Consider the following 26354-nt stretch of genomic DNA (forward strand, 5'->3'; position numbering starts at 1 on the left):
GATGGCGGCCGAACGCATCCGCGCGCGCTATCTCATCGAGACGCCGGTGGAACCGGCCGCCGTCGCCGAGGTGATGGCCGGCGAGCAATCGTGCGGCACCTTCACGCGGGTGGAGGGCGAGACCGATGCGCTGCGCGAACGTGCGCGCGCGACGGTCGAAGCGATCACCGAGCTCGCGCCGGTCGAGGCGCCGAGCCTGCCGAACGCATTGCTCGAACGCAAGGGAACGCGCGGCCCGTGGCGGCGCGCGCACGTCGACATCTCGTTTCCCGTGGCGAACATCGGCGCCAACCTGCCGACGCTTGCCGCGACGGTGTCGGGCAACCTGTACGACCTGGGCGAAGTGACGGGCCTGCGGCTCGAATCGCTGCACGTGCCGGCCGCCTACCGCGCGCAGTTCGAGATGCCGCGCGTCGGCATCGCGGGCACGCGCCGCGCCACCGGCGTGGCAAGCGGTGCGCTGGTCGGCACGATCATCAAGCCGAACGTGGGCCTCTCGGCGGCGGAGACCGCCGCGCTGGTCGGACGGCTCTGCGCCGCGGGCGTCGACTTCATCAAGGACGACGAGGTCTGCGCAGACCCTGCGCATGCCCCGCTCGCCGAGCGCGTGCCCGCCGTGATGGCGGTCGTGCGCGCCCACCAGGAGCGCACCGGCAAGCACGTGATGGTGGCCTTCAACATCACAGACGAAACCGATGCGATGAAGCGGCATGCCGATCTGGTTGAGCGCGAAGGCGGCTCCTGCGTGATGGCCAGCCTCAACTGGTGCGGGCACTCGGGTATCCAGACGCTGCGGCGCCACACGGGCCTGGCGCTGCACGGCCACCGCAATGGGTACGGCGCGCTGTCGCGGCATCCGCTGCTGGGCATTTCGTTCCAGGCGTACCAGACGCTCTGGCGCCTCGCAGGTGTTGACCACATGCATGTGCACGGCCTGCAGGGCAAGTTCTCGCAGCCCGACAGCGAAGTGATCGAATCGGCGCGCGACTGCTTCACGCCGCTGACCGATTCGACCGATGCTGCGGACGACCGCGTGATGCCCGCCTTCTCCTCGGGCCAGTGGGCCGGCACCGTGCCCGCCACCTGGGCCGCCATCGGCAGCGACGACCTGCTTTTCATGGCGGGCGGCGGCATCCTCGCGCACCCGGACGGCGCGGAAGCCGGCGTGACCAGCATCCGTCAGGCGTGGTCGGCGGCGCGCGCAGGCACGACGCTGCAGGACGCGGCGAAGAGCGCGCCCGAACTCGCGCGCGCCCTCGCCTTCTTCGGCAAGCCGTGACGCCAGCGAACCCGGCGCCGGCCGTCGTCTACTACGGCGACGATTTCACCGGCGCGACCGACACGCTCGGCACCGCGGCCCGCGCCGGGCTTCGGGCGCTGCTGTTCCTGGAAACGCCCGATGCCGCGCGGCTCGAACGCGCCGGCCCGCTCGACGTGCTGGGCATCGCAGGCGCGGCGCGCGCCATGACGCCCGAAGCGATGCAGGCCGAACTCGCGCCCGTCGCAGCGCTGTTCCGCTCGCTCGGCGCGCGCGTGCTGCACTACAAGACCTGCTCGACCTTCGACAGCGCACCGCACATCGGCTCCATCGGCGCGGCCGTGCGCGCATTGCGCGGCGCGGTCGCGCAGCCCTGGACCGCCATCGTCGGCGGGCAACCGAATCTCGGCCGGCATTGTCTCTTCGGCAACCTGTTCGCCGCGGCCGGCGCCGGCGGCGAGGTGTTCCGCATCGACCGTCATCCGACGATGAGCCGGCACCCCGTCACTCCGATGCACGAAGCCGACCTGCGGCTGCACCTGGCCGGGCAGGGCCTGGCCGACGTGCGCTCCATTCCATTCACGATCGCGTCGAAGGGTGCCGATGCGCTCGGCGAGGCGCTGCAAGGCACGCTGCACCCGCCCGCGCCCGCCAAGCCCGCCGAGGCCGTGCTGTTCGACGTGGCCGATGCGGCGCAGCTGGAGGCCATCGGCCAGGTGCTGTGGGCAGAGGCGCTGCGCGACACGTTGCTGGCAGTGGGGCCGAGCAGCGTGATCGACGCGCTGGCCACTGCGCTGGACACACGCTCGCATGCGCTTACGACGCAACCGGTGACGCCAGCGACCGGCCCCGTGCTCGTGCTTGCCGGCAGCCTTTCGCCCGTCACGGCGCGGCAGGTGGCCGCCGCGTCGTCGTTCGACATCGTGTGGCTCGATGCGCCGAAGCTCGCACGGCACGACTCGCCCACGCTGGAGCGCCATGCCCAGGACATTGCGCAGGCGCTCGCGCTCGGACACAACGTCCTCGCCTGCACGCGCCCGCCCGAACAGGCAGCGCCCGCGCCCGACGTCGACGCGCAGGCACTCGCGCGCGCCGGTGGTGAATTGCTGGTTCGTGTGCTGGCGCGAACGCCGCTGCGCCGCGTGGGCGTCGCCGGTGGCGACACCTCGAGCCACGGCGTACAGGCACTGGATGCCTGGGGGCTCTCCTACGTGGCCGACATGGGCGCCGGCGCCTCGCTGTGCCGCGTGCACAGCGACGACGCGCGGCTCGACGGCATGGAAATCATGCTCAAGGGTGGCCAGATGGGCACGGAAGACGTGTTCGAACGCCTGGTGCACGGCGCGAGCTGAAACACGCCGCGTTGCGTCGCGCTCCTTGCCCTACATCTGTCCTTGTCCGTCGCTGGTGCGGTCGTGCACCCAGCGCACCGCCTGCTGCTCGGCATGGCGCAGCGCCTCCACTTCGGTGGCGTAGGAGACGTTGTCCGTGTCGTCGGGCAACTCGATGTCTTCGGTCTTGTCCGACCGCCCGAGGCAGCGCACGACGGGCCGGTAGGTCAGGTCGTCGATCCGCTCCGCGCGGCACTGGAACATCCAGCCCCGGTAGGTGAATGTGACGAGACGCTCGTCGAGCGGCGGTGAGGTGGTGTCCATGGGTGGCCTTGTCTTTCTTTGTGATCGGACTTCAATCTGCACTGCTCCCCGAGCGATCCGTGTGAGAACCGGCCCACGTCGCGCGTCGGCACAAGCACCGGATCGACGGCGATGGCGTGCGCTACGGTCCACGAACATCCACATACAAGCACGCCCATCATGGAAATCCTCTCCCTCGTCCAATGGCCGGCCTTCGCCGCCTCGGTCGCCGCCGCCTGGCTCGTGGGCTCGAATGCAAAAGGCCGCCGCAACGTCGGCTTCTGGGTCTTCCTGGCGAGCAACGTGCTGTGGGTCGTGTGGGGCGTGCACACGCAGGCGTGGGCGCTGATCGCGCTGCAGGTGTGCCTGGCGGCGCTGAACATCCGGGGTCTCTTCAAGACCGAAGAGAAGTAGGTGTGGGCACGTGCTGCGCGCCTTGCATGCGCACGCGATGAATTCCTACGCAGGCGCCTCACCGTGCTGCGCATCTTTGCTTTCCCCACCACCCCACCAGGAGCCCACGATGCCCACCACCAAGCGCGCACAGCCCGATGCATGCAGCCTGCTCGATACCGACCACAAGAACGTCAAGAAGATGTTCTCCGCCTACGAGGAACTCATGGAGTCCAAGGCCGCCAGCGCCACCGGCAAGAAGCGCGAGCTGGCCAACCAGATCTGCATGGAACTGACCGTGCATGCGCAGATCGAGGAAGAGATCTTCTACCCTGCCGTGCGCGAGGCCATCAAGGAAACCGACCTGCTCGACGAAGCCGAGGTGGAACATTCCACCGCCAAGGACCTGATCGCCCAGCTCCAGGACGCCACCGACATCGACGACATGTTCGACGCCAAGGTGAAGGTCCTCGGCGAATACATCGACCACCATGTCAAGGAAGAGCGCAACGAGATGTTCCCCAAGGCGCGCGCCACCAAGCTGGACCTCGTCGCCATGCGTGAGCAGCTCGCCGCGCGCAAGGAAGAGCTGATGGCCGAACTGATGGGTGAACCTGCCTAGGGATGCCGCCCAAGCCGTCCGGAGTTCTGGCACCGGAGCGCGCGGCCGGACATACCGCGCTGTTGATCATCGACATGATCAACTGCTGGGACTTCCCGGACGCTGACAAACTCTTGCCGCGGGCCGCGGCGATCGCACCGCGCATCGCCGCGCTCAAGGCCCGTTGCCGCAAGGCCGGCGTGCCCGTCATCTACGCGAACGACAACCGCGGCCGGTGGCGCTCGGACTTCCCCGCGCTGGTCGAGGAGTCGCTCGCGAACAACAGCGCGGGCGCAGGCGTCACTCGCACCTTGCAGCCCGGGCCTGACGACTATTTCGTGCTCAAACCCAAGCAATCGGCATTCTTCGGCACGCCTCTTGAATTGCTGCTGCGACATCTCGATGCGCGCCGACTCATCCTCACCGGCGTGGCGAGCGATCAGTGTGTGCTCGTCACGGCCACCGAGGCAGGCATGCGCGACCTGGCGGTGGTGGTGCCGCGCGACTGCGTGGCTTCGCAGTCGGCCAGCCGCAACGACATCGTGCTGCGTCAACTGGAAGAGTTTCAGAAACTCCCGACCACGCCCTCCTCGCGCATCCGCCTGGTGCCGCGGCGGCGCGGCGCCTGAGCGATCAGCGCACCAACGCCTGAACGCCTGACCCACTGCGGCGCGGCTCGACCTCCAATGTCAGCCTGGGACGACACGTGTGTGCGCCGTGTGTCCTCATGCCGGCGCCGCGCGAGCCTCTACGGTGGACCTTGAAGTCACCAACCAAGGAGAAACCTTCATGACCGCCACTACCGGAAACACCAGCAAGCTCTTGGAGCTGATCAAGGACACCCGCTTCGGCATGCTCACGCACCGCCACGCCGACGGCCAGTTGCACAGTCACCCGCTGACGACGCAGAACAAGGACGGCGACGACAGCGCGACGCTGTACTTCTTCGTGCCCAAGGACGGAGAGATCGCACGCCATGTCGCGACCGACCCGACCGTGAATGTCTCCTACGCCAACACCGACGACGACAGCTACGTCTCCGTCTCGGGCCATGCGGCACTGCTGGAAGACGCCGCCAAGAAGGAAGCGCTGTTCAACACGATGGCCAAGGCCTGGTTCCCCGAAGGACCGACCGACCCCAACCTCGGCCTCCTGGCCGTGAGCGTGCTGCGCGCCGAATACTGGGACGTGGACGACAGCAAGATGGTGCAGCTGTTCAAGATGGCCAAGGCCGCCGTCACCGGGAAGACGCCCGACCTGGGTGAACACAAGAAGGTCGCCGTTTCCTGATGAGTACAGTGCCGCCAACGACGACGACGACGCCGCCGGCACCTCACCGCTGGCAATTCATACGGGTCGGGGGGGCCGACCAGGTCATCTTTCGCACGGGCGAGGACATCGTCCGCCTGCGGGAGCTGGACCAGAAGCTGTGGGTCGCCCTCGCCTGTCCGACGCGAGGGATCGACTTCGATCCGCGAACGCTGGACCTCATCGATGCCGACGGCGACGGCCGCGTGCGCCCCCCCGAGGTGGTCGCGGCCTGCGAGTGGGTGTGCGCGAGATTGAGCAACCCCGACGTGCTGCTGCAGGGCAGCGACGTGCTGACGCTGGACGACCTGGATGCCGACAACGCCGACGGCGCACGCCTGATCGAAGAGGCGCGCCGGCTGCTGCAGATCCAGGGCAAGCCCGATTTGGCCACGCTCACGCTGGCCGACATCGCGGACCGCGGCGAGCTGCTGTCCGCGATGCGATTCAACGGCGACGGCGTGATCACGCCCGAGACCACGCAAGACGACGCCGTGCGCGCGACGGTCGCCGAGATCATGCGCACCCACGGCAGCGTGCCCGACCGCCACAAGGCGACACCGGGCGTCGATCGTCCCCGCGTCGAAACGTTTTTCGCCGAGGTGCAGGCCGCGCGCGACTGGCATGCCAAGGCGGACGCGAACGACCGTACGCTGATGCCGCTCGGCGAGCCTACGCTGGCCGCCGCCGATGCCACCCGCAAGGTGCAGGCCAAGCTCGACGACTACTTCGCGCGCTGTCGCGTCGCCGCGTTCGACGTGCAGGCGGTGACGGCGCTGAACCCCTCGCCCGAAGCCTATGACGCATTGGGCGCGAACAAGCTCGACCTGAGCGCCGATCCGATTGCCGACCTGCCCCTGGCCCCCGTCACGCCGCGCTGCGTGCTGCCCTTGCACGGCAACCGCATCAACCCCGCGTGGACCGAAGACATCGCCACGTTCGCCGAGCGCGCCGTCACGCCGCTGCTGGGCGCGCGCGACGAACTCGCCGAGACGGAGTGGCTCGCCATCAAGCAGCAACTCGCGCCGCTGCAGGCGTTGATGGCCCAGCGCCCCGACAACGCCGCCGCCGCGCTTTCGCTGGCACAGCTCGACGCGTTCCTGCAGAACCGCGAAGCCCTGCTCGCGCTCCTGCACGACGACGAGGCCGCCGAGACGCACAACAAGCTGCTCGTCGACCTGGAGAAGCTCATCCGGCTGCAGCGCGACCTGGTCGTGCTGCTCAACAACTTCGTGTCGTTCAAGGCCTTCTACCGGCGCGAGGGCGCGATCTTCCAGGCCGGCACGCTGTACCTGGACGGCCGCAGCTGCGAGCTCACGGTGCAGGTGCAGGACACGGCCAAGCACGCGGTGCTCGCGGGTCTTGCGAAGACATGCCTTGCATACTGCGACTGCACGCGCCAGGGCCAGAAGATGAGCATCGTCGCGGCGTTCACCGCGGGCGACATCGACTTCCTCTTCGTCGGCCGCAACGGCGTCTTCTACGACCGCCAGGGCCGCGACTGGGACGCCACCATCACCAAGCTGATCGAAAACCCGACCAGCGTGGCGCAGGCGTTCTTCGCGCCCTACAAGAAGTTCGTGCGGGTGATAGAGGAACAGGTGGCCAAGCGCGCGGCCGCCAGCGAGGCTGCAGGCCAGGGCACGCTGACGGGCCTGGCGACCAAGCTCACGACAGCCGACCAGGCCGCGGCGAACGCGGCGAAGGCGCCCACGGCGGCGACTCGCACCGCGGGGCGCGTGGATGTCGGCACCGTGGCCGCCATCGGCGTGGCGCTCGGGAGCATCAGCGCGGTGCTGGTCGCGATCTTTGGCAAGTTCATCGACCTGGGGCAGTGGATACCGGTGGCGCTCGTCGGCATCGTGGCGGCGATTTCCGGGCCGAGCATGCTGATTGCCTGGCTCAAGCTGCGCCAGCGCAGCCTGGGACCGATCCTCGATGCGAGCGGCTGGGCCATCAACGGGCGCATGAAGGTCAACGTGCGGCTGGGCGGCATGTTGTCGCAGACCGCGCATGTGCCGCCGGGCGCGCGGCGGGTGGCGCCCGATCCGTACCGGGAGCGCCACGGCACGACCGGGGTTGCCGCGGCGGTGGTGCTGGCGATGGCGCTCGTCGTGCTGGCTTGGCGCATGGACTGGCTGGACAACCGGCTGCCCGCAGCGCTGCAGCATTCGCCGACCGCCGCGGCGTCCCAGGCGGCGCCGCCCGCGCCGTCCTCATAGCCTGCGGGCGGGTTGAAAACGCCCGGGGGCGCCGCCATTTCATTCGGACTTGCCGACTGAAAGAGGCGCCCCATGGGCTCACGCGACCAATTCCTCCTCGACTCCTACTCGGCCACCGTCACCCAGGTGGCTCACACCGCCAGCGCGGCCGTCGCGCACATCAAGGTCCGAAAGCCGCCGCAGCGCGGCAATGCGGGCGGCCAGGGCAGCGGCTCCGGCTTTCTCTTCACGCCCGACGGCTTCGCCATCACGAATGCGCATGTGGTCGAGGGGGCGAGCGAGCTGCGCGCGGCCTTCGTCGACGGCACCGAGAGCGCCGCGCGGCTCGTGGGCATGGACGCATCGACCGACATCGCGGTGCTGCGCTTCGAATCGCACCCGAGCGCCTTCCTGCCGCTGGGGAGCTCGGCGGGCCTGCAGCCCGGCCAGGTGGCCGTGGCGGTGGGCAATCCGCTGGGCTTCGACTTCACCGTGACCGCCGGCATCGTGAGCGCGCTGGGCCGCAGCCTCCCTTCGCGCGGCGGCCGGATGATCGAGGACGTGATCCAGACCGACGTGGCGCTGAACCCCGGCAACTCGGGCGGCCCGCTGCTGGACAGCAGCTCGCAGGTCATCGGCGTGAACACGGCGGTGATTCCGTCGGCGCAGGGCCTGAGCTTCGCGGTGGCGATCGACACGGCGCGCTGGGTCGCCGGCGAGCTGATGCGACACGGCACCGTGCGGCGCGGCAAGCTGGGCGTGCAGTGCGCGGCCGTCGCCCTGCCCCGGCGCTGGGTGCGCGAGAACGACTGGCCGGTCGCGACCGGGGTGCGGGTGGTCGAAGTGGTCGCCGGTTCGGCCGCGGCGCGCGATGGCCTGCGCAGCGGCGACGTCCTGGTCGGCTGCGACGGCACGCCGCTCGCGCAGCTGTCGGACCTGCTCAAGCGGCTGGCGGGCGAGGGTTATGGCCGCCCGCTGCTGCTCAAGCTCTTGCGGCCCGTGGCGGGAACGCTCACGCCGTTCTACCTGACGGTGTCGCCGGGCGGCTGATCGGAACCGGTCCACGTCGATCGCCGCCTGCGCGAAGGCCCAGGCGCCTCCTGCGGGGCCACCCATCGAACTCGGCCTTGGGCGGCAGCGGTTTCTTGCCGGCTCACAGGTTGGTCAGGAGATACCCGCTCAGGATGCGGGGGATCGGGTGTCAGGCGCGAGGCCGGAGGTCCCACTCCTGGATGAAGTGGCCGACCCGCAGCTTCACGCGAGCGATCGCCGCGTCCCAGGTGAGCTGCTGGGTGATCACGAGCACGCCGCGGGGAACGCCGCCGGAGCTCAGTCTCGCCATGCCGACATAGCTGCCACCGCCGGTCCGGGTGAGCACGAAGGAGCCGGTCCAGTGCTCCGGCAGGTCGATGGCGAGAGGCGTTGCGTCCATGAGGGGGTCGAGCGTAGTGGCTCGCCCCCATCCACCCCAAGGAACTATTACCAGGGCGGCGATAAATTCCGTGTGACTTGTCCAGCTGGCCACGGGGATTTTTCGCTGCCTTGGTCGAAGCGCGCGCACGTCCCGCGGTAGGAGCCCTCCCGCACCACAAAGCGCCATCGGCCCCGCTGTATTCGTCAAGCACCGTTGCCACAATGGCACCCCCATTCCACAAGCCCAGTCCGCATGACCCCTCACGATCCGTCGCCCCGCCTCGAACGAAGTCTTTGTGCGCTGGGTCTGGGCGCGCTGCTCGCGCTCTCGGCCTGCACCGGCACCACCGAGGCCAAGCGGCAGGCGGACAACAGCACGCCGCCGCCCACCGATTGCACCGCGTGGGTCGGCACCGACCGCAACGCGATGCTGCCCGGCTACCTGCTGCACCAGGGCCCCAAGGGCGTGGGAAACACCGTGTGCGTGCCGCTTCTGCTCACGGCCAACCCGACGCCGGCCAGCTACGCGGGCGGCGACTATCACATCAGCGAATTCACCGACGACAAACTCAAGGCGCGCTGGCGCGCGTGCAAGGAAGATGCGGCCTGCTTCAAGCGCATCGACGCGCAGATGCAGCGCTGGCTGCCGCCGAACAAGGAGCGCGCCACGCGCTCCACGGGCGTGGTCGATCCGTCCGGAAAGATCAACCCCGAGGGGCAGGTCGACCTCAAGCAGATCCGCCGCCCCGCCTTCTTCGCGAAGGCGCCCTACCGCGAAGGCATCGCCGAAGCGGAGGGCCGCACCTACACGGTCGAGTTCACCGTACCGCCCGATGCCTTCGAGCGCATCGACCTGAAGAAGACCGAGGACATCAAGCTGCGCGGCTGGTACATCGAAGGTGCCGGCGTGGACGACGGCAAGGGCCGCAAGGTGCGCGCGCTCGCGGTCATGGCGCCCGGCGGCGGCGGGCAGCTCACTGCGATCCAGCACCCGGACGAGGTGGCCTACCGCACCGACGAGAAGACGGGCAAGACCACGCCCGTGCAGTTTCCCAACGCCACCACCGAGACCATGGGCCAGCGCTGGTGGCGCGAGAACCTGCATGCGCTGAACCAGGCCGGCTTCGACGTGCTGGCCTACGACCGGCGCGGCGAAGGGCTCTCGGGCGGCTTCAGCGACACCAACACGCTGGAGCAAGGCGAAGACGTGTTCCGCACGCTCGGCCAGCTGGAAGACGGCCGGGGCCTGCGCATGCTCACGCCCTCGGGCGAGGTGCTCGAAGGCACCGCCGCGCGCGGCCGGCTGCTGGCGGGCATGAAGGCCAGCGAGATCCCGCTCGTGCTGGGCGGCTACTCGCGCGGCTCGATGTCCACCGCGTGGGCAATGACCACCAACTACGTCGCCTCCTGCAGCTTCGACCTGCCGGAGGTGACCTGCGCCAAGCCGCGAGGCCTCAAGAACATCCGCGGCGCGATCTTGCTGTCGTCGTTCGCGAGCGGCGCGGGCTACGTGGGAGACGCGCCCGATCTCTCGGACCGCAACCTGTTCCTGGGCGGCATGGCGGCGGACCACCACATCCTTTTCTATCCGAACTCGGCCCCGCTCGCGGGCATGGACCGTTGGCCCGCGGCCTTCTTCGGCAAGGGCCTGTGGGACCGCGCGGAAACGCTGGAGGGCACCGTCGCGGCCTACAACCGCATCCGCGGCGTGAAGGAGATCGTGCTGGCGCGCGGGCCGCACTCGATCGAGACCTGGCCCGAGTCCGACCGGCGCTACCTGCGCGAGCGCATGGTGGCGTACGCCAAGGTGGTGGTGATCGGCGGGCGCACCGTGCCCGGTGCGCGGTCGTGGAAGGATTTCAAGGGGCTGGTCGCGACCACGCCCGATTCGTGGGAGCCGTCGTCGCGGCCCAGGACGCCAGGAGCGGCGGGGCCTGCACCCCGCTGAACTTTCCGCTAGCCGAGCCCCGCCACTGGGTAGCGCCGCCACCCGGGCTCGGCATGGCGCCGGCCGTGCGCGAAGATGAAGCCGAGCACCTCGCGCGGATCGGAGAGCTTGTCGGGATTGCTCTTCTTCCAAGCTTCGAAGGCGGCCTTCAGCGCCGGCTCTTCCTGCAGCATCCGGCTCGCCGTGTCTTCGAACACGTAGGCTGAAAACCCCTCCTTCTTTTCGAGCACGCTGTTGAAGAAGCCCCAGCGAAAGAAGCTGTCGTGGGCTTGGGGTTCGAGCGTCTCGACGATGTAGCGGGCTTTCGGCTGGTCCAGCGAAATCCACACGTCGCCAGCGCGCGCGTGCACCGCCTCGGTGTGCGCAACGAGCGTCACCTCGTCGTGGAACATGTGCCCTTCGTACGGAGCGGGGCGCGAAGCCACGCGTTCGATGCGGTACACGCGGGCGTTGTCGAAGACCTGGTCTTCTTCCAGCCTTCGCATCGCCACCCCATTCCACTCGAGCCGCTCGATCGCTTCGCGCCAGGCCTGCGGAACGAGGTAGGCCTTCGGCGCGGCGACGGCCACGTCTTCTGCGAAGCGATCGAAGTACGGAATGTCCTTCTCCCAAGGCTGGCTTCGGTCGTAGGCCAGGCGCTGGTAGTTGCCGATGCTGCTGGGCGTGTAGACCGCCTCGTAGCCCTTGAAGCGGAAGCTGTTCGGCCGGCTCGTGTCCGAACGCCATGACAGCGGCCAGCGCGCCTGATGCGCCGCGCCTGCCCTGGCATCGCGACGCAGTTCCTGGATCTGCGCCGCGTGCGCGACGGTGAAGTCCAGCACCACCTCGACCAGCGTGCGCATCGCCGACACGCGGTCGGCGTAGGGCTTGAGCATGTGCGTCTCGGGCATGAAGCCGATGGTGTGGTGCAGCGCCGCGTAGCCGGTGGAAAAACGGGGCGAATCGAGAAAGTCGGCAATGCCGTCGTCGGGCGTCTCGGCCACGCAGTTCACGTAGGGGCAGGTGGGCCAGCCGCGTTCGTCCATGCCGCCGTAGATCGCCGGCAGCATGCGGCTGCGCAGGAACTGGCCGAGGCCGCCGCCGAGCTTGTCGGGCTGGGTCGGGATCAGCGTCATCGTGTAGGCGTAGTCGGCACCGTTGGAGGTGTGGGTGTCGACCATCACGTCCGGGTCCCACGCGGTGAAGAAGCGGTTGAACACCTGCGCGGCGAGGCTGTCGCACTTGATGAAGTCGCGGTTCAGGTCCAGGTGCCGCGCGTTGCCGCGAAAACCGGACGACTCCGGGCCGAGCTGGTTCGCACGGGAAGTGCTCTGCCGGTTGAGGCAACCGTCGACGTTGTAGATCGGGATGAAAAGAAAGACCGTCTCGCCCAGGGCCGCCAGCCGCGCGGGCTGCGTGCAGAAATCGCGCACCAGCGCCATGCAGGCATCGATGCCCTCGGGCTCGCCCGGGTGGATGCCGTTGTTGTTGAAGAAGACCGGGCGGCGTTGCCGCTGCAGGGTTTGGCGGTCGAACTGCGCATCGGCGGTGACGATGCCCGCGTGCATCGGAATGCCGTTGTCCGAGGTGCCGATCTGCTGCCACCGCAGCACCGAGGGGAAGTCGTGGGCGAGCCGCTCGTAGAAGGCGATGCATTCGGCCCAGGTGGTGGTCTGGTTGCGGTTGCCGGTTTCGTACGGCGTGAGGTACTGGCGGTGTTGTTCAGCAGGCATCGGGGAAGGCTCCGTTGATCGAAAGCGATTCTGCATCGACGATCGTTTATCGTCCCGGTGCACCTCGCAAGGAACATCCATGGCCCCCTCCTCGATCTCCCGCGCCGCGCTCCTGGCTTGCGGCGCAGCCCTCGCCCTCTCGGCGCAAGCGGCCGACTACACCGGCCCGATCTTCGATGCCCACCTCCACTACAACGAGGAGGCATGGAACGGCAGCAGCGGCCCGTTTCCGCCCGCCGATGCGCTCGCGCGCATGCAGCGCAACGGCGTGCGCGCCATCGTCGGCAACTCGCGGCCCAACGAAGGCACGCGCACGCTCGCGGCCCTGCGCGAGACGCGCGAAGCCGGCGTCACGGTCGTGCCCTTCGTGCGCCTCTACCGCAACCGCGCCGACTACACCAACTGGTTCCGCGACGAGACCATCTACGAGATGGTGCTGGCCGAACTCGCGCGCGGTACCGCGAGCGGCCCCTACCGCGGCATCGGCGAGTTCCACCTCTACGAGAGCGCCAATGCCAACGGCCCTGTGGCAAAGAAGCTGATGGTGCTGGCCGAGCAGCGGCAGCTCGCCGTGCTTGCGCATGTGGACGACGAGGCGGTCGACCTGCTGATGGCGCACTCGCCTACCCAAGGCCGCGAGCTGCGGCTGATCTGGGCGCACACGGGCATCGGCGGTGCACCCATCGCGCGGGTGCGGCAGATGCTGGAGCGCTATCCGAAGCTGTTGGGCGAGCTGTCGTACCGCCCCGGCCTCACCTGCGAAGGCGGCAAGCTGTGCGCGCCGTGGCGCGAGCTGATCCTCGCGTTTCCCGACCGCTTCATCGTGGGTTCGGACACCTGGATCAACCAGCGCTGGAGCAGCTACGACGAGATCATGCAAGGCTACCGCGGCTGGCTCGCGGACCTGCCGCCGGCCGTGGCCCAGCGCGTGGCATGGGGGAATGCGGCGGGCCTGTTCGGCGTGCGATAGCCCGACGAAACCAAGGGTTTACCCGAACGCCCGGTTACACTGCGCACTACCTTCTTACATGCGCAGCGGGGGTCCTGTCAGGTTCTTCAGAGGCTGTCGACTGCGCTCACCTGTCCAATGGCCTCCCTGAAAACCTCCCTCCACCGCAGAGACGCGATCAAGTACTTTGCCGCCGCCGGCGCCGCGGTTGCACTCCCCGCCCTCGCCCAACCCGCGCGCATCGTGCTCGGACAGTCCGCCGCCTTCAGCGGCCCCGCCGAGCAACTGGGCCTGCAGATGAACCAGGGCGCGCGCATCTACTTCGACGCGCTCAACGCCACCGGCGGCGTCAACGGCCGCACCATCGAGCTGCGCACGCTGGACGACGGCTACGAGCCCGAGCGCTGCAAGGCCAACACCGACAAGCTCATCAAGGACGACGTCTTCGCCCTCTTCGGCTATGTCGGCACCCCCACCTGCATGGCCGCGATGCCGCTGGTCGATGCCGCGAAGATTCCGTTCTTCGGCCCGTTCACCGGCGCCGAGGCCCTGCGCGATCCGTTCCGCAAGACCGTGTTCCACGTGCGCGCCTCGTACGACGACGAGACCGCGCTGATCGTCAAGCAGCTCACCTCGCTGGGCATCCAGAAGATCGCCGTGTTCCACCAGAACGACGCGTACGGCCAAGCGGGCCTGGCCGGCGTGCTGCATGCGATGAAGCCCATCGGCCTGTCTCCGGTTGCCATCGGCACGGTCGAGCGCAACTCGGTCGACGTGGCCAAGGCGGTGAAGGACATCATGGCCGCCAAGCCCGCGGCCGTGGTCCAGGTGGGCGCCTACAAGGCGTGCGCCGCGTTCATCCGCGAAGCGCGCAAGGCCGGGTACGGCGGCACCTTCTTCAACGTGTCGTTCGTCGGCACGCAGGCGCTGGCCGACGAGCTCGGCAAGGACGCCCGCGGCGTCGTGATCAGCCAGGTGATGCCCTCGCCGTTCTCCACCAGCACCGCGATCTCGCGCGAGTACGTGGAGGCCGTGCGCAAGGCCGGCGGCGACGCCAAGCCGAACTACTCGAGCATGGAAGGCTACGTGGCGGCCAAGGTGTTCGCCGAAGGCCTGAAGCGCGCCGGCAAGCCGGCCACGCGCGATTCGCTGATCACCGGGCTCGAATCGATGCAGAACACCGACTTCGGCGGCTTCCACGTCGACTTCAGCGCGCGCGACCACAAGGCGTCGAACTACGTGGAGCTGTCGATGCTCACGGAGGACGGCAAGGTCCGCCGCTGACATCGACCATGCCCGCTAGCGCATCGCGCCGGCGGGCTCCCGCGTGTCCACCGCGCGAGTGATCTTCTGGCCCAGGGCCAGCAGCGGCGCGGCGAGTTCCGCCGCCACGTCGCTCGATGAATCCGTGGACGAGACGCTCACGTTCAGCACGTAGCCCCACGCAGATTCCAGCTTCAACGGCGCAGCCAGCGCCACCACTTCCGGCTGCCACGACGCGGCGCACCACCCCTGGCGCCCGACGCTCTCGATGGCCTTGTCGATCTCCTTGCGCAGCCGGGGCCAGTCGGTTCTTCGCGCGGCGAATTCCGCGAACAGCGCCTCGCGCGCATCGGCCGGTGCAACGGCCAGCCAGGCGCGTCCCAGCGATGTCAGCTCGATCGGCACGCGCTGCCCGCTCACCACGTTGCGCAGCGAGGCGCGGCGGTTGTAGCGGATCGATTCCAGGTAGACCATTTCCGACCGGTCGGCCACCGCCAGGCCGACGTTGATGCGCAGCTTTTCGGCCACCGTCCGCATCAGCGGCGCGGCGACCTGCAGCACGATCGAGCCGGTGCGCATGGCGTGCGCCAGGCTCAGCACCGGCGCGGCCAGCCTGTAGGCCCGCGCGCTGCGGTCGTGCGCGAGCATGCCGGCGACCACCAGCGTCTGCGTGAGGCGGCTCACCGTGGCCGGAGAGAGCCCCGTGCGCTCTGCGATCTCGCTGTTGCCGAGCAAGGTGGAGCCGGGCCGGAAGGCGCGAAGGATTTCCATGCCCCGTTCGAGCGAACGGTTGAGCGTGCTTGCCATGTTGTCTCCTTGATTCTCAGAGCTGCGGCGCATCATTCATTTCCACTGAGTGGAATTGGACGGGTGCGCGGCGGGAGTATGCGACCTAAGCTGAAGGCTCGCTTCAATCCCCGACAAAGAGAGAGACAAACATGCCGTCATCCACAACTTTTCGCGCGCTCGCGTTGTCGCTCGTTGCGCTCGCGCCGCTCGCCACCTGGGCCGCCTTCCCCGACAAGCCGCTGCGCATCGTGGTGCCCTTCGCGCCCGGCGGCGGCACCGATGCCATCACGCGCTCGCTCGGCATCGGCATGTCGGAAGCGCTGGGCCAACCCGTCATCGTCGACAACAAGCCCGGTGCAGGCACGATCATCGGCAGCGAGTTCGTTGCCAAGAGCGCGCCCGACGGCTACACGCTCGTCATGGCGACTTTCGCGCATGCGGTGAACCCGGGGCTGCAGCCCAAGTTGCCCTACGACACCGACAAGGCCTTCGCGCCCGTGGCGCTGATCGGCGTCTCGCCCAACGTGCTGGTGGTGCGCACCGACAGCCCCTACAAGACCGTTGCGGACCTGATCGCCGCGGCCAAGGCGAAGCCGGGCAAGCTGACCTTCGCATCGCAGGGCAACGGCACCTCGGCGCACCTGGCCGGCGAGCTCTTCAAGAACCTCGCCAAGGTCGAGCTGACCCACATTCCCTACCGCGGTGCGGGACCCGCGATGACCGACCTCCTGGGCGGCCAGGTGGACATGATGTTCGCCACCGCGTCGGCCGTGCGCCCCTTCGTGGACAGCGGCAAGATGCGCGCGCTCGGCGTGACCACCGCGCGCCGCTCCCCCGCCTACGCCGGCGTGCCGACGCTCGCCGAAGCCGGCGTGCCCGGCTACGCGGCCGAGAGCTGGTATGGCCTCTACGTCGCGGCCAGGACGCCCAAGGACGTGATCGACCAGCTCAACGCCGCTGTCAGGAAGGCCGTCAAGGCACCCGCCTTCATCAAGCAGACCGAGTCGGAAGGGCTGGCCGTCGACGTCGGCGCGCCCGCGCAACTGGACACCTACGTGCGCGCCGAAGAAGTGCGCTGGCGCAAGGTCGTCAAGGACAACCACATCACCACAGACTGAGGAGCACCACCCCATGAGCACGACACCCGACGCAGCACCATCGCTGATCGAACTGGAGATCGAGGCCGGCATCGCGACCCTGACGCTGAACCGCCCCGAGAAACGCAATGCCATCACCGACGGCATGCGCAGCGATTTCATCGCCGCGTTGGAGAAGATCGGCGCCGACAACGCGGTGCGCGCGCTGGTGCTGACCGGCGCCGGCAAGGGCTTCTGCGCCGGCGGCGACGTCGCCGGCATGCAGCGGCGCATGGACGCGCCCGCAGGCGAGGTCGGCTTCAACGGCTGGAGCCGGCAGCAGCGCGTGCACCACTCGGTGTCGCTGCTGCATACGATGCCCAAGCCGGTGATCGCCGCCGTCAACGGCGGCGCCAACGGCCTCGGCGCCGACATGGCGATGGCCTGCGATTTCGTGCTGGCCTCCGACGCGGCCAGCTTCGCGTGGAGCTACATCAAACGCGGGCTCATTCCGGACGGCGGCGGCATGTATTTCCTGCCGCGCCGCGTGGGCCTTTCGCGCGCGAAAGAGCTGATCTTCACCGGCCGAAAGGTCGAGCCCGACGAAGCGCTGAAGCTCGGCATCGCCGACCGCGTGACGAGCGCGCAGAACCTGCTCGCCGACGCGCACGCCTGGGCGACCGAACTGTCGCAAGGCTCGGCGGCCGCGATCGCGCTGGGCAAGTCGATCCTCAACCAGAGCTTCGAATCTCCGGCCGAGCAGGTGTTCGCCAAGGGCAGCCAGGCGCAGGGCATCTGCTACACGACGCAGCAGCATCGCGATGCGGTGCTGGCGTTTCTGAATGCGGGCAAGGAGAAGGCGGCATGAGCGCCCTCTTGCCGGACATGCCCGACAACGCGATCGCGCGGCTGATGAAGCCGCGCAGCGTGGCCGTGATCGGCGCCTCGGCCGATCCGACGAAGACCGCGGGCCGCCCGGTCGCGTACCTGACGAAGCACGGCTTCGGCGGCGCGATCTATCCGGTGAATCCGCGCGCGGATGTGATCGGCGGACTCAAGAGCTATCCCGATGTGCAGTCGCTGCCCGAAGCGCCCGATGTCGGCATCGTGCTGCTCGGCGCCGAGCGCGCGCACGAGGCGGTGCGCGACCTTGCCGCGCGCGGCACCGCGGCCGCCATCGTGCTGGCCAGCGGCTACACCGAGGTGGGCGCGGAAGGCGCGCGGCGCCAGCAGCAACTGCTGGAGGCGGCGGGCAGCATGCGCATCCTGGGGCCCAACACCATCGGGCTGGTCAACCTCACGGACCGCATCACGCTCTCGGCCACGGGCGCGCTGGAACTGGAAGACTTCACGGCCGGCAGCATCGGCGTGGTGTCGCAGAGCGGCGGCATCCTGGGCGCGCTGTTGTCGCGCGCGGCGGCGCGGGGCATCGGGCTGTCGAAGCTGATCTCCACGAGCAACGAAGCCGACCTGGACATGGCCGACTTCATCGACCACCTGGCCGACGACGAGGCGACCTCGGTGATCGCGCTCTACATGGAAGGCGTGCGCAACCCCGCCAAGTTCAAGGCCGCGGCGCTCAAGGCCGCGCGCAAGGGCAAGCCGGTCGTCGTGTTCAAGGTCGGGCGTTCCGAATCGGGCGCGGCGGCGGCCGTGTCGCACACCGGCGCGCTCGCGGGTGCCGACCGCATGTACGACGCGCTCTTCCGCGAAGTCGGCGTCATCCGCGCAGAGACGTTTTCGGACCTGCTCGACCTGCCTGCCGCGCTGGTCACCGGCCGGCGTCTGGCGGGCCGCCGCGTCGCGGTGCTCACATCGACCGGCGGCGCGGGAACGCTGGTGGCCGACAGCCTCGGCACCGCGGGCTTCGAGACGCCGGCGCCCGACGAGGCGACGGCCGCCGCGCTGCGGGCGCTGCAGTCGGGCGACCACGCGGTGCTGGACCGCAACCCCATCGACGTCACGCTCGCGGGCCTGCAGCCTGCCCTGCTGCGCGGCGCGATCACCTCGCTGCTGGCGAGCCCCAGCTACGACGCGGTGGTGGTGATCGTCGGCTCTTCGGGCCTGGCAATGCCCGACCTCATGGCCAGCGCCATCCATGACAGCCTGCCGGGCAGCGACAAGCCGCTGGTCGTGTTCGTGAGCCCGCATGCGCCCGGCATCGCAAGCCTGCTGAACCGGCGCGGCGTGCCCGCGTTCCTGGCGCCCGAAAGCTGCACGAGCGCGCTCGCCTCGATGCTTCAAACGGCGCAGTGGAAAGAGCCCGCGGCGCGAGGCGATGACACGACTGCCATCGTCCGCATCGACGACCTCCCCGAGGGATCGTTGAACGAAGCCGAAGCGAAGAACCTGTTCGCGGGCTTCGGCGTGCCCTGCGTGCGCGAGCGCATCGTCGCCAATGCCGAAGAGGCGGTGGCCGCGGCGCGCGAGATGGGCGAAGGCAAGGTCGTGCTCAAGATCCTCTCGTCCGAGATCACGCACAAGAGCGACGTCGGCGGCGTGGCGGTCGGCATCGCCGCGGACCGTGTCGGCGAACGGCTCGAGCGCATGGTTGCGGAGGTGAGCGAACGCGCTGGCGTGCAGCCGCGGCAGTTCCTGGTGCAGGAGATGGTCGAGGGCGGCGTGGAGCTGATCCTCGGCTGCCATCGCGATCCGCTGGGTTCGGCCGTGCTGCTGGGCATGGGCGGGGTGACGGCCGAACTGCTCAAGGACACCGCGCTGCGCATGGTGCCGCCGGGTGGATTGAGCCGCGACGAGGCGCTGTCGCTCGTGCGCGAACTGCGCACCTGGCCGCTGCTCGACGGCTTCCGGGGGCGCAAGCCGGCCGACGTCGATGCGCTGGTGTCGGCGATCGTCGCGTTCTCCCGGATGATCGACGCGCTCGGCGAGCGGCTTGTCGAGGCGGAGATCAATCCGGTGTTCGTGCTGCCGAAGGGAGAAGGCGTGCGTGCGGCCGACGGGGTGGCGGTGCTCGCACGCGGGTGAGCCGGGCGCGCCGCCGCCGGATCAGCCCCTGCGGCGCGCTGCCTCCAGCGCTTCGGGGTTCACGACATCGGCGAGCCGGCCTTCGGCGAACGCGTTGATGTTGTCGAAGGCGATGCCGAAATAGCGCTCGTAGTTGTCCTTCTCGACGTAGCCGATGTGCGGCGTGCACAGCACGTTGGGCAAAGCGAGCAGCGGATGGCCGGGCGTCATGACCGGCTCCTGCTCGTAGACGTCGACCGCCGCAAACCCGGGATGGCCCCCGCGCAGCGCCTGCTCGAGGGCGCCCTCGGCGACCAGCTCGGCGCGGCTGGTGTTGACCAGCAGCGCGGTGCGCTTCATGCGCGCGAGGTCGTCGGCGGTGACCAGTCCGCGAGTGTCCGCCGTGAGCCGCACATGCAGGCTGATCACGTCGCTCTCGGCGAAGAAGGCTTCGCGCGACGGCGCGACCTCGAAGCCGTCGGCACGCGCCGCGGCGGTCGATGCCTCTCGGCCCCAGACCCAGACCTTCATGCCGAACACGCGGCCATACGCAGCCACCTGCCGGCCGATGCGGCCGTAGCTCCAGACGCCCAGGCGCTGTCCGCCGAGTTGCTGTCCGAGGTGCCCTTGCCAGAGGCCCTGTCGCATGCGGTTGGCCTCGTCGACCAGGTGCCGGCGGCTCGCGAGCGCGAGCGCCCAGCTCAGTTCCGCGGTGGCGGAACCCGCCCCGCTGCCTTCGGCCACGAGCACGCCGCGCGCCGTGCAGGCCGCCAGGTCGACGTGGCCCGCGAGCTTGCCGGTCTGGCTGATCAGTCGGAGCTTCGGCAAACGATCGAGCAGCGCGGCATCGATGCGGGTGCGCTCGCGCGTGAGCACGATGGCATCGGCATCGGCGAAACGCTCGGCCAATGCGTCGGTGCCCTTGACCGTGTCGTTGAAGATGTGCGTCTCGTGGGCGTCGAGCTTGGAGAAGCAGGCGAGGCCTCGGACGCAGTCCTGGTAGTCGTCCGGGATGGCGATGCGCATGCGCAGGTGTTCCTTGTCTTTCATTGCAGCGTGATGTGAAGTTCTTCGACCGTGCGCTTCCACATCGCCAGGTCGTTGCGGACCAGCGTCGTGAACTGGTCGGGCGGCATGCCGCCGGGCGCGATGCCCTGGGCCTTGAAGAGATCGCGCACTTCCTTCGTGTCGAGGGCGCGCTTGACCTCGGCGTAGAGGCGCTGCGTCACGGCCGCCGGCGTGCCGGCCTTGAGCAGCAGGCCGTACCAGCCGTGCACCTCGAAGCCCGGATAGCCCTGCTCGGCCACAGTGCGCACAGCAGGAAGCCCATCGAAGCGCGTGGCTGTCGCGACGGCCAGCGCGCGCAGCTTGCCGGCTTGGATGAACGGCAAGGCACTGCTCATGTCGAGGAACATGAACTGGATCTGCCCGCCCAGGAGGTCCTGTACCGCGGGGCCGGCGCCCCGGTAGGGCACGTGGGTCGCACGAATGCCGGCGCGCTGCGCGAAGAGCGCCGCGCCCAGGTGCGCCGAGGTGCCGTTGCCGGAGGAGCCGTACGAAAGGCCGTCCGGCTTGGCCTTGGCGCTGGCCACCAGCGCCTGCAGGTCGGCGGCGGGGAAATCGGTGCGCACCACGACGGCATGGGGCACGAAACCCACCACGGTCAGCGGGGCGAAATCGCGCAGCGTGTCGAAGGGATAACCGGGCATCAGCGCCGGATTGGTGACAGCCAGGATCGACGGAAAGACCAGCGTGTAGCCGTCCGCCGGCTGGTGCCTGACCTCGCTCATGCCGATGACGCCGCCACCGCCGGGCTTGTTGTCGATGATCACGGGCTGGCCCAGGTTCGTCGACATGATCTTGCCGACCGCGCGCGCCATGAGGTCCGTGGGACCGCCTGGCGAGAACGGCACGACGATGCGGATCTGCTTCGAAGGGAAGGTGTCGGCCCAGGCGCGCGGGGCGAATGCCATGAGCGCGAGTGCGCCTCCCATGGCGTTGAAGTGGCGCCGGGATGGGGCGGTGGTTGGGGGCATCGGGTCTCCTTGGGGATGCATCGCTGCATGCGGACATCTTTTGTCTCAGCGGATCAGCTTAGGCCCGGGCTCGTTTGACCGCATCCTGCCAATTCCATTCAGTGGAATTGATACGCGCGGTTTCGATATCGCATCGGCCACGTTGCGCTGCGGACCGAATTAATACGTTAGACTTCACTTCGGTAGCCCCTTGTTTTCTCCCTCCTCCCCTTCTCAGGGCTACCCTTGCCCGCCTCGTGCGGGCTTTTTCTTGCCCGGTCGGCTCGATTGCGCGGTCGAGACCGGCGGTTGATCAATCACGGCTCTTTGATCGTTCGCGGGTTCCGGTGTGTCGGCTGGGAAGCGAGTCGGGCGTTATCAAGGTGCGTCGTCCACACGACGCATCCTTTGATGCCAATTGCTTAGAAAGAAACACATGAAGATCAAGCAGCTCGTTCTCTCCAGCGTCGTCGCCTTCGCCACCCTGGCGGCATTCGCACCGACCATGGCTTCGGCCGCCGCCCATCACAAGGCGCACAAGGTGTGCAAGTGGGACGCGCGTCATCACCACCGTGTTTGCCACTGGGTGCGCTGAAGCCAGCGCCCTTGAGGCGTGCAGAAAAAAGCCCTCCTTGCGAGGGCTTTTTTATGTCGGCGTGCGATGCGTGGGGGGTGCGATTCAGCAGTGACCGCCGAGGGGACCGTGACATAGGCCGATTTCGCGGCCAGGTTTTCATTGCATCGCATCCGCGCCTTTTTCTCGCAACCGGTTCAGCTCTGCACGCCCAAGAGGTGTGATCCTGAGGATCACCGCGATTCGCTTGTCTGCGCCCTCACTGCCGGAGGGCGGCAAGACCACCTCGACCAACTCCGCAGCGGCAAGAACTGCCGCGCATTGAATTTCGCTCTCCGACCTGACTGCAAGGGGGAAGGAGGCGTCTTCAATACGTCGGAGGAAATCCATGGGCATGAGCGGTCGTCCTTGTCGTCACCGCACCTTGGCGGAGCGGCTTGAATTGAAATATTCAATCTACCCCGATCGCCCATCGGGTTCAACAGCCGCAGCCGCCCGCTGGTGGTCTCTTCGAATGCGCTCGTCCCGCGTCCGATCACCGGCGTTATTACTGTATATTTAACCAGTGTTTTGTGGCTTTTATCTACGACCGACCATGAACCAAGCTGAACTGTTCTTTCCGCGGCCCGTGCATCAGGTGCGGATCGATACCGCGCCACAGGAGGAGCCCGAAGACGATGCGCCCTTCGTCTTCGAGGATTCCAGGCCGGAGCCCCGTGTCTCCTACACCGTCCGACTCCTCGACTACCCTGCCGTCGATGCACTCAAGGTTGCAGAGCAGCGCTTCCGGCGAGAGCTGGACAAGCAACTCGGTTGCGACGTGGTCCCGGCACTTCGTGCGTTCCAGAACGCAAGTGAATCGGGCGAAAGCGATCTGACAAAGGACGAGATCGCCATGGCCAAGCGCTGGGCAAAGGCTTACGACGCCGCACGCACTGCAGGCTTCCGTGATCTGGGCGACGCGGACGAGGCGTACTTCGAGGTGCGGCACGTTTGATTCGTCGCGCGTGCGTGTTCAGATTCGGTTCAGGTCCACACGGCACATTCCGGCGCCATGACCCTCAAGAGCGGGAAGCCCCCCGTCGTCGCTGCAACCCTCAAAGTGGTGCCGAAAGGCCCCGGCCCCGAGAACCAGTTCATCCAGTTGCGCCCCACACTGCACGGACGGGAAACCGATGTGTTGAAAGCGGTCGCCGATCTACCAGCGGAAATCCGCACGCCCAAGGCCGCTGCGACAGAACTTGTACGCAGGGGGATTGGGATTCCTTACTCGTCGCTTTGCGAAATCCTGCGACGGCTCGAGAGGAAGGGCGCGCTGCGCTTGGGGCGCGTCAAATCTTGAGCCTTTGCTGAGGTGGCCTCGATAGGCCGAGCATGCCGAGCAGCAGGGCCACGGCCTTATCTCTCTCGTTCACCGGCATTTCAACCGGTCGGTATAAGCCCACGTCACCATTGATTGGCGCCGGGTCGCATGTGGAATTGAAAGCTCACAGCAAGCAGGCGCGTGATGAAGACCTTGACCTCGTCGGCCTTGATTCGGACGATCTGCGGTAGGGACTATCGCACCACGACGACATAACACGACGAAGTGCGATTTGCCGACTCAACGTCCCAGCTAGGCCTTTCTTGCCGTCGCCAATCGGGAGACGTGAAGACAGCTGGACTTGTCAGGATCGACGAGCTGCCAAACCCCAAGAAAAGCGGGTCTGAGCTTATGGCTCCAACCCGTTTTTATCTGACGGTTTGGTCGGCGTGCATCTTCATCAGGCGCGTTTCCCTAACCCAACAGTAGCGCCGACTTGTACCAACGACGGCAAATGTCGTCCGCTAGGGAGCGGACCGGTACTCTGACGGCCAAACTCTGCCACCAGACTATGAAATCCATCAAGAGCAAAAGGGCTGATCTCCTCCTTCAGGTATTGGGCATGCTGCTGTTTTGGGGTGGGAGCGTACTGCCGTTCGTAGTGACCTGGGGAGCTTTTGGCTTTGCGATCGCGCTAGCTGGCCTCGCGATTTGCTTGGTTGGATTTGTATTGCAACGTCGGGCGATAGGTTACGCCACGAACGCAGAATCGTTCCATCTTCTACGGCCAACACCAGAATTTTCGCTTTTGAAGTTGAACGGCCGTTGTTGGAATGCGCTTGTTTTTGGCTTGTCGATTGCACTGTTCGTGGCCATTTGGAGCTTCTGGTCTGCAAGCAGGCCTAAGAGCCTCTTCTGGACTTACTGGCCATATCTCCAACCTTTTGGTTGTGGATTTGCTCTTGGTCTATTACCGGGCGCCTACGCCTTTCAAAATGCTGCTCTTCTATGGGTGCTGCTCGCTATTGCCGGAGGAGCAATACATTGGGGTGCCTGGCATTTGGGAATCCAAGTGGATTGGCAGAGCACCCAAGGCTCAATGATGACTGCGCTTCTGGGCGCCCTCTTCATCGTGCCACTGACGCTACTCGGCTGTGGCTTTGGCAGGCTCACACTCCACATCGCGCGGCACTTCGGAGCTCGCAAGAAGTCTTACTGAGGGACGGTGGCCCGACAAAGCCGTTTGCCACGTCGGGCAGAATGGCGCGAGACCGACCATATTGAAGAAGTCGCCCCCGACGTTCAAGCAGCGCGAGCGACCGTCCGAAAACACTGATGGAACGATCTCTTTGACAGAAAATCTCTGGTCTGCCGAGACTCTCGACTATGGCTTCAACAGCCCTGAGGCTGGGTTCGTTTGGTCGACATTTTCCTTCGGCATGCGGTTCCGTGCGGGCGGCGAGCAGGCACTTCTGGCGGTCTACTATCCGCACGAGTACGGCACGCTGACCGCCCACAATAAGGTAACCGGCAGCCGTGGCTATCAGCTGCGCCAGGGCGCAAACCTTGTGGCGGTGTCCTACTCCAATCTCGACACGCTGTGCCATTTTTCGGTGGCCCCACGGCGCACCTTGCCCAGCGACGGCCGCGAGCTCGGGATCATGGTGCAGTCGGTGCGAGCCTACCCCGAGGCGGGCACGGTTGACGTCGATGAAGGCAAGCCCTCGGACTGGACGCCGCCAGCGCGCGCGCGAACCAACGAGGTGTTGGCAAGGCACCTACTCGAAAGCTTCATGGGGCCGGGCTTCGCGCTACTCCAGGCCACGCCACGGAATGGCGAGTTCTTCCTCGAAATCACCCTCTACCTGCCAGCCGCCGAAGCCCTGCAGTTGCATAGCGTGCCGCTTTCGGTGAATGGTGAGATCGTTGATCTGTCGGTGCGCCAGTCGGCTGACGGCACGGGTTTCGATACTCCGCACCTGCCGAGCATTGCGTACCGAGGTCGAATGAGCCTAGAGGCGTACCGTGGTGCCGAGGGCGAGCTTCCGTGGCTCGACATCTTCGTCGCGAACGCAGAGGGCAAAGAACGGTTCCCGATGCAGTCGCTGCACTGGCGCGGCCGTGGCTATGGGAACACACCGTCGGAAGACCACATGTTCCGCATCGCCGGCAAGATCAAGGAGCCTTACTTTCTAGGAAGCGGCGCCACGTGGTTCGTGAAGCTTTCCGCGTTGTACGAGCGGCTGACCGGCCGGCACATCGATGCGTGCGGGCCGATCCTGGACTGGGGCGTAGGCTGCGGCCGCATTGCCCGCCACTTTCCCGAGCACCTGCGCGCCAAGCTGTACGGCGTGGACATTGACCGCGTCAACATCGACTGGTGCCGTGAGAACATGCCGGGGCTGTCCGTGCAGGTCACGTCTCCCTCCCCTCCGCTGCCCTTCGATGATGGCTACTTCGAACTGATCTACAGCCACTCGGTGTTGACTCACATTGCCGAGCAGGAGCAACACACGTGGCTGCGCGAGCTGAAGCGCATTACCAAGCCCGGCGGCCTGTGCGTCACCACGGTGCTCAACGAGGTGAGCTGGTTCGTGCGGTTCTACCCCGACGGACGCACGCCCGACAACATCGCCGAGTACCTGGAAGCAGGCTTCATCGATGATGGCAGCCTCGATGTCGGCGTGGACGCAGCGTCGCCGGGCGTCTACCGCAATGTCTCGCATACCACGCGCTACATCGAGCGCGTCTGGTCGGAGTACTTCGAGGTCGTGTCGGTCGTCCAGAACTTTGCCGACCTGCAGAGCCTCGTGGTGCTGCGACGCCGGTAGCCCCATACATAAAAAGTCTCCAGCGCGAACGGTGGGAAGCGATCAACGGGCATTGGGGCGTGGCGGACGACAATTATCTTGAGCGGTCGACGACAACTATCGTGAGCGGTTGACGCGCGCGC

At 67.4% G+C, this 26354-nt stretch carries 26 protein-coding genes; 19 read left to right on the forward strand and 7 right to left on the reverse strand.

The genetic code is table 11. The features are described 5' to 3' along the window. The first annotated feature begins 1 nt into the window (after position 1). Both RT97_RS24460 and RT97_RS24465 read left to right on the forward strand, forming a co-directional pair. Positions 2-1279 (forward strand): ribulose-bisphosphate carboxylase large subunit family protein, encoded by a 1278-nt coding sequence (locus tag RT97_RS24460; RefSeq protein WP_042581442.1) that lies wholly within the window; start codon positions 2-4, stop codon positions 1277-1279. After that, positions 1276-2610, forward strand: coding sequence for a four-carbon acid sugar kinase family protein (locus RT97_RS24465; RefSeq protein ID WP_042581443.1), 1335 nt, complete (start codon positions 1276-1278; stop codon positions 2608-2610). Before RT97_RS24460 ends, RT97_RS24465 begins: the two co-directional genes overlap by 4 nt. A gap of 30 nt (positions 2611-2640) precedes the next feature. Here the strand turns inward: RT97_RS24465 and RT97_RS24470 are convergent, their stop codons facing one another. Next, positions 2641-2913: a hypothetical protein gene (locus RT97_RS24470; protein ID WP_042581444.1), complete on the reverse strand. Its 273-nt coding sequence runs from the start codon at positions 2911-2913 to the stop codon at positions 2641-2643. Positions 2914-3072: 159 nt separating this feature from the next. Here RT97_RS24470 and RT97_RS24475 point away from each other — a divergent pair, with 159 nt between their 5' ends. From RT97_RS24475 to RT97_RS24500, 6 genes are all read left to right on the forward strand, one after another. Next, positions 3073-3306: a hypothetical protein gene (locus RT97_RS24475; protein WP_042581445.1), complete on the forward strand. Its 234-nt coding sequence runs from the start codon at positions 3073-3075 to the stop codon at positions 3304-3306. A 109-nt stretch (positions 3307-3415) separates the two neighbouring features. Beyond that, a complete protein-coding gene (locus RT97_RS24480) occupies positions 3416-3907 on the forward strand; it encodes a hemerythrin domain-containing protein (protein ID WP_042581446.1) in 492 nt (163 codons plus the stop codon). A gap of 2 nt (positions 3908-3909) precedes the next feature. Beyond that, a complete protein-coding gene (locus tag RT97_RS24485; protein ID WP_042581447.1) occupies positions 3910-4515 on the forward strand; it encodes an isochorismatase family cysteine hydrolase in 606 nt (201 codons plus the stop codon). 160 nt (positions 4516-4675) lie between these two features. Continuing rightward, the gene (locus tag RT97_RS24490) at positions 4676-5176 is read left to right on the forward strand and encodes a pyridoxamine 5'-phosphate oxidase family protein (protein ID WP_042581448.1); all 501 of its coding nucleotides are present in this window, start codon (positions 4676-4678) and stop codon (positions 5174-5176) included. Further along, positions 5176-7416, forward strand: coding sequence for a hypothetical protein (locus RT97_RS24495; protein ID WP_042581449.1), 2241 nt, complete (start codon positions 5176-5178; stop codon positions 7414-7416). Before RT97_RS24490 ends, RT97_RS24495 begins: the two co-directional genes overlap by 1 nt. Before the next feature lie 72 nt (positions 7417-7488). Further along, positions 7489-8445 (forward strand): S1C family serine protease, encoded by a 957-nt coding sequence (locus RT97_RS24500; protein WP_042581450.1) that lies wholly within the window; start codon positions 7489-7491, stop codon positions 8443-8445. 151 nt (positions 8446-8596) lie between these two features. Here the strand turns inward: RT97_RS24500 and RT97_RS24505 are convergent, their stop codons facing one another. Next, positions 8597-8827 (reverse strand): hypothetical protein, encoded by a 231-nt coding sequence (locus tag RT97_RS24505; protein WP_042581451.1) that lies wholly within the window; start codon positions 8825-8827, stop codon positions 8597-8599. Positions 8828-9061: 234 nt separating this feature from the next. Between RT97_RS24505 and RT97_RS24510 the strand changes: the two genes are divergently transcribed. Continuing rightward, the gene (locus tag RT97_RS24510) at positions 9062-10756 is read left to right on the forward strand and encodes an alpha/beta fold hydrolase (protein ID WP_042581452.1); all 1695 of its coding nucleotides are present in this window, start codon (positions 9062-9064) and stop codon (positions 10754-10756) included. 8 nt (positions 10757-10764) lie between these two features. Here the strand turns inward: RT97_RS24510 and RT97_RS24515 are convergent, their stop codons facing one another. Beyond that, positions 10765-12468 carry a M14 family zinc carboxypeptidase gene (locus RT97_RS24515; protein ID WP_042581453.1) on the reverse strand — a complete coding sequence of 568 codons (1704 nt, stop codon included), beginning with the start codon at positions 12466-12468 and terminating at the stop codon, positions 10765-10767. A gap of 79 nt (positions 12469-12547) precedes the next feature. Between RT97_RS24515 and RT97_RS24520 the strand changes: the two genes are divergently transcribed. After that, positions 12548-13438 (forward strand): amidohydrolase family protein, encoded by an 891-nt coding sequence (locus tag RT97_RS24520; protein WP_042581454.1) that lies wholly within the window; start codon positions 12548-12550, stop codon positions 13436-13438. A 117-nt stretch (positions 13439-13555) separates the two neighbouring features. Next, complete coding sequence (locus RT97_RS24525; RefSeq protein ID WP_042581455.1) at positions 13556-14701, forward strand: ABC transporter substrate-binding protein; 1146 nt, start codon at positions 13556-13558, stop codon at positions 14699-14701. Positions 14702-14716: 15 nt separating this feature from the next. Here RT97_RS24525 and RT97_RS24530 read toward each other — a convergent pair whose 3' ends face one another. After that, positions 14717-15487 carry an IclR family transcriptional regulator gene (locus tag RT97_RS24530; RefSeq protein WP_080898415.1) on the reverse strand — a complete coding sequence of 257 codons (771 nt, stop codon included), beginning with the start codon at positions 15485-15487 and terminating at the stop codon, positions 14717-14719. Positions 15488-15618: 131 nt separating this feature from the next. On the opposite strand from RT97_RS24530, the gene RT97_RS24535 reads away from it, so the two are divergent. From RT97_RS24535 to RT97_RS24545, 3 genes are read left to right on the forward strand one after another with little or no spacing between them, the layout of a single operon-like run. Beyond that, positions 15619-16587 (forward strand): tripartite tricarboxylate transporter substrate binding protein, encoded by a 969-nt coding sequence (locus RT97_RS24535; protein WP_042581457.1) that lies wholly within the window; start codon positions 15619-15621, stop codon positions 16585-16587. Between the two features lie 13 nt (positions 16588-16600). Beyond that, on the forward strand, positions 16601-17413 hold the full coding sequence (locus RT97_RS24540) for an enoyl-CoA hydratase/isomerase family protein (RefSeq protein ID WP_042581458.1): 813 nt from the start codon (positions 16601-16603) through the stop codon (positions 17411-17413). Then, entirely contained in the window at positions 17410-19530 is a 2121-nt protein-coding gene (locus RT97_RS24545) for an acetate--CoA ligase family protein (protein ID WP_253278316.1), read from the forward strand. The genes RT97_RS24540 and RT97_RS24545 overlap by 4 nt, the downstream gene beginning before the upstream one ends. A 21-nt stretch (positions 19531-19551) precedes the next feature. Here the strand turns inward: RT97_RS24545 and RT97_RS24550 are convergent, their stop codons facing one another. Then, complete coding sequence (locus RT97_RS24550; RefSeq protein ID WP_042581469.1) at positions 19552-20535, reverse strand: D-2-hydroxyacid dehydrogenase family protein; 984 nt, start codon at positions 20533-20535, stop codon at positions 19552-19554. A gap of 20 nt (positions 20536-20555) precedes the next feature. Next, positions 20556-21545, reverse strand: a complete 990-nt coding sequence (locus RT97_RS24555) for a Bug family tripartite tricarboxylate transporter substrate binding protein (protein WP_042581459.1) — start codon at positions 21543-21545, stop codon at positions 20556-20558. Positions 21546-21960: 415 nt separating this feature from the next. Here RT97_RS24555 and RT97_RS33525 point away from each other — a divergent pair, with 415 nt between their 5' ends. Beyond that, on the forward strand, positions 21961-22119 hold the full coding sequence (locus tag RT97_RS33525; RefSeq protein WP_172672245.1) for an HHHH-motif protein: 159 nt from the start codon (positions 21961-21963) through the stop codon (positions 22117-22119). Positions 22120-22257: 138 nt separating this feature from the next. Here the strand turns inward: RT97_RS33525 and RT97_RS24560 are convergent, their stop codons facing one another. Further along, positions 22258-22494 (reverse strand): hypothetical protein, encoded by a 237-nt coding sequence (locus RT97_RS24560; protein ID WP_042581460.1) that lies wholly within the window; start codon positions 22492-22494, stop codon positions 22258-22260. Between the two features lie 199 nt (positions 22495-22693). On the opposite strand from RT97_RS24560, the gene RT97_RS24565 reads away from it, so the two are divergent. From RT97_RS24565 to RT97_RS24575, 4 genes are all read left to right on the forward strand, one after another. After that, positions 22694-23095 carry a hypothetical protein gene (locus tag RT97_RS24565; RefSeq protein ID WP_042581461.1) on the forward strand — a complete coding sequence of 134 codons (402 nt, stop codon included), beginning with the start codon at positions 22694-22696 and terminating at the stop codon, positions 23093-23095. A gap of 57 nt (positions 23096-23152) precedes the next feature. Next, positions 23153-23440 carry a hypothetical protein gene (locus RT97_RS24570; protein ID WP_042581462.1) on the forward strand — a complete coding sequence of 96 codons (288 nt, stop codon included), beginning with the start codon at positions 23153-23155 and terminating at the stop codon, positions 23438-23440. A gap of 532 nt (positions 23441-23972) precedes the next feature. After that, positions 23973-24620 (forward strand): hypothetical protein, encoded by a 648-nt coding sequence (locus RT97_RS33205; protein WP_155403879.1) that lies wholly within the window; start codon positions 23973-23975, stop codon positions 24618-24620. A gap of 61 nt (positions 24621-24681) precedes the next feature. After that, the gene (locus RT97_RS24575) at positions 24682-26232 is read left to right on the forward strand and encodes a class I SAM-dependent methyltransferase (RefSeq protein WP_155403880.1); all 1551 of its coding nucleotides are present in this window, start codon (positions 24682-24684) and stop codon (positions 26230-26232) included. Positions 26233-26354: the final 122 nt, after the last annotated feature.

The sequence above is a fragment of the Variovorax paradoxus genome, assembly GCF_000834655.1.
Classification (GTDB): domain Bacteria; phylum Pseudomonadota; class Gammaproteobacteria; order Burkholderiales; family Burkholderiaceae_C; genus Variovorax; species Variovorax paradoxus_F.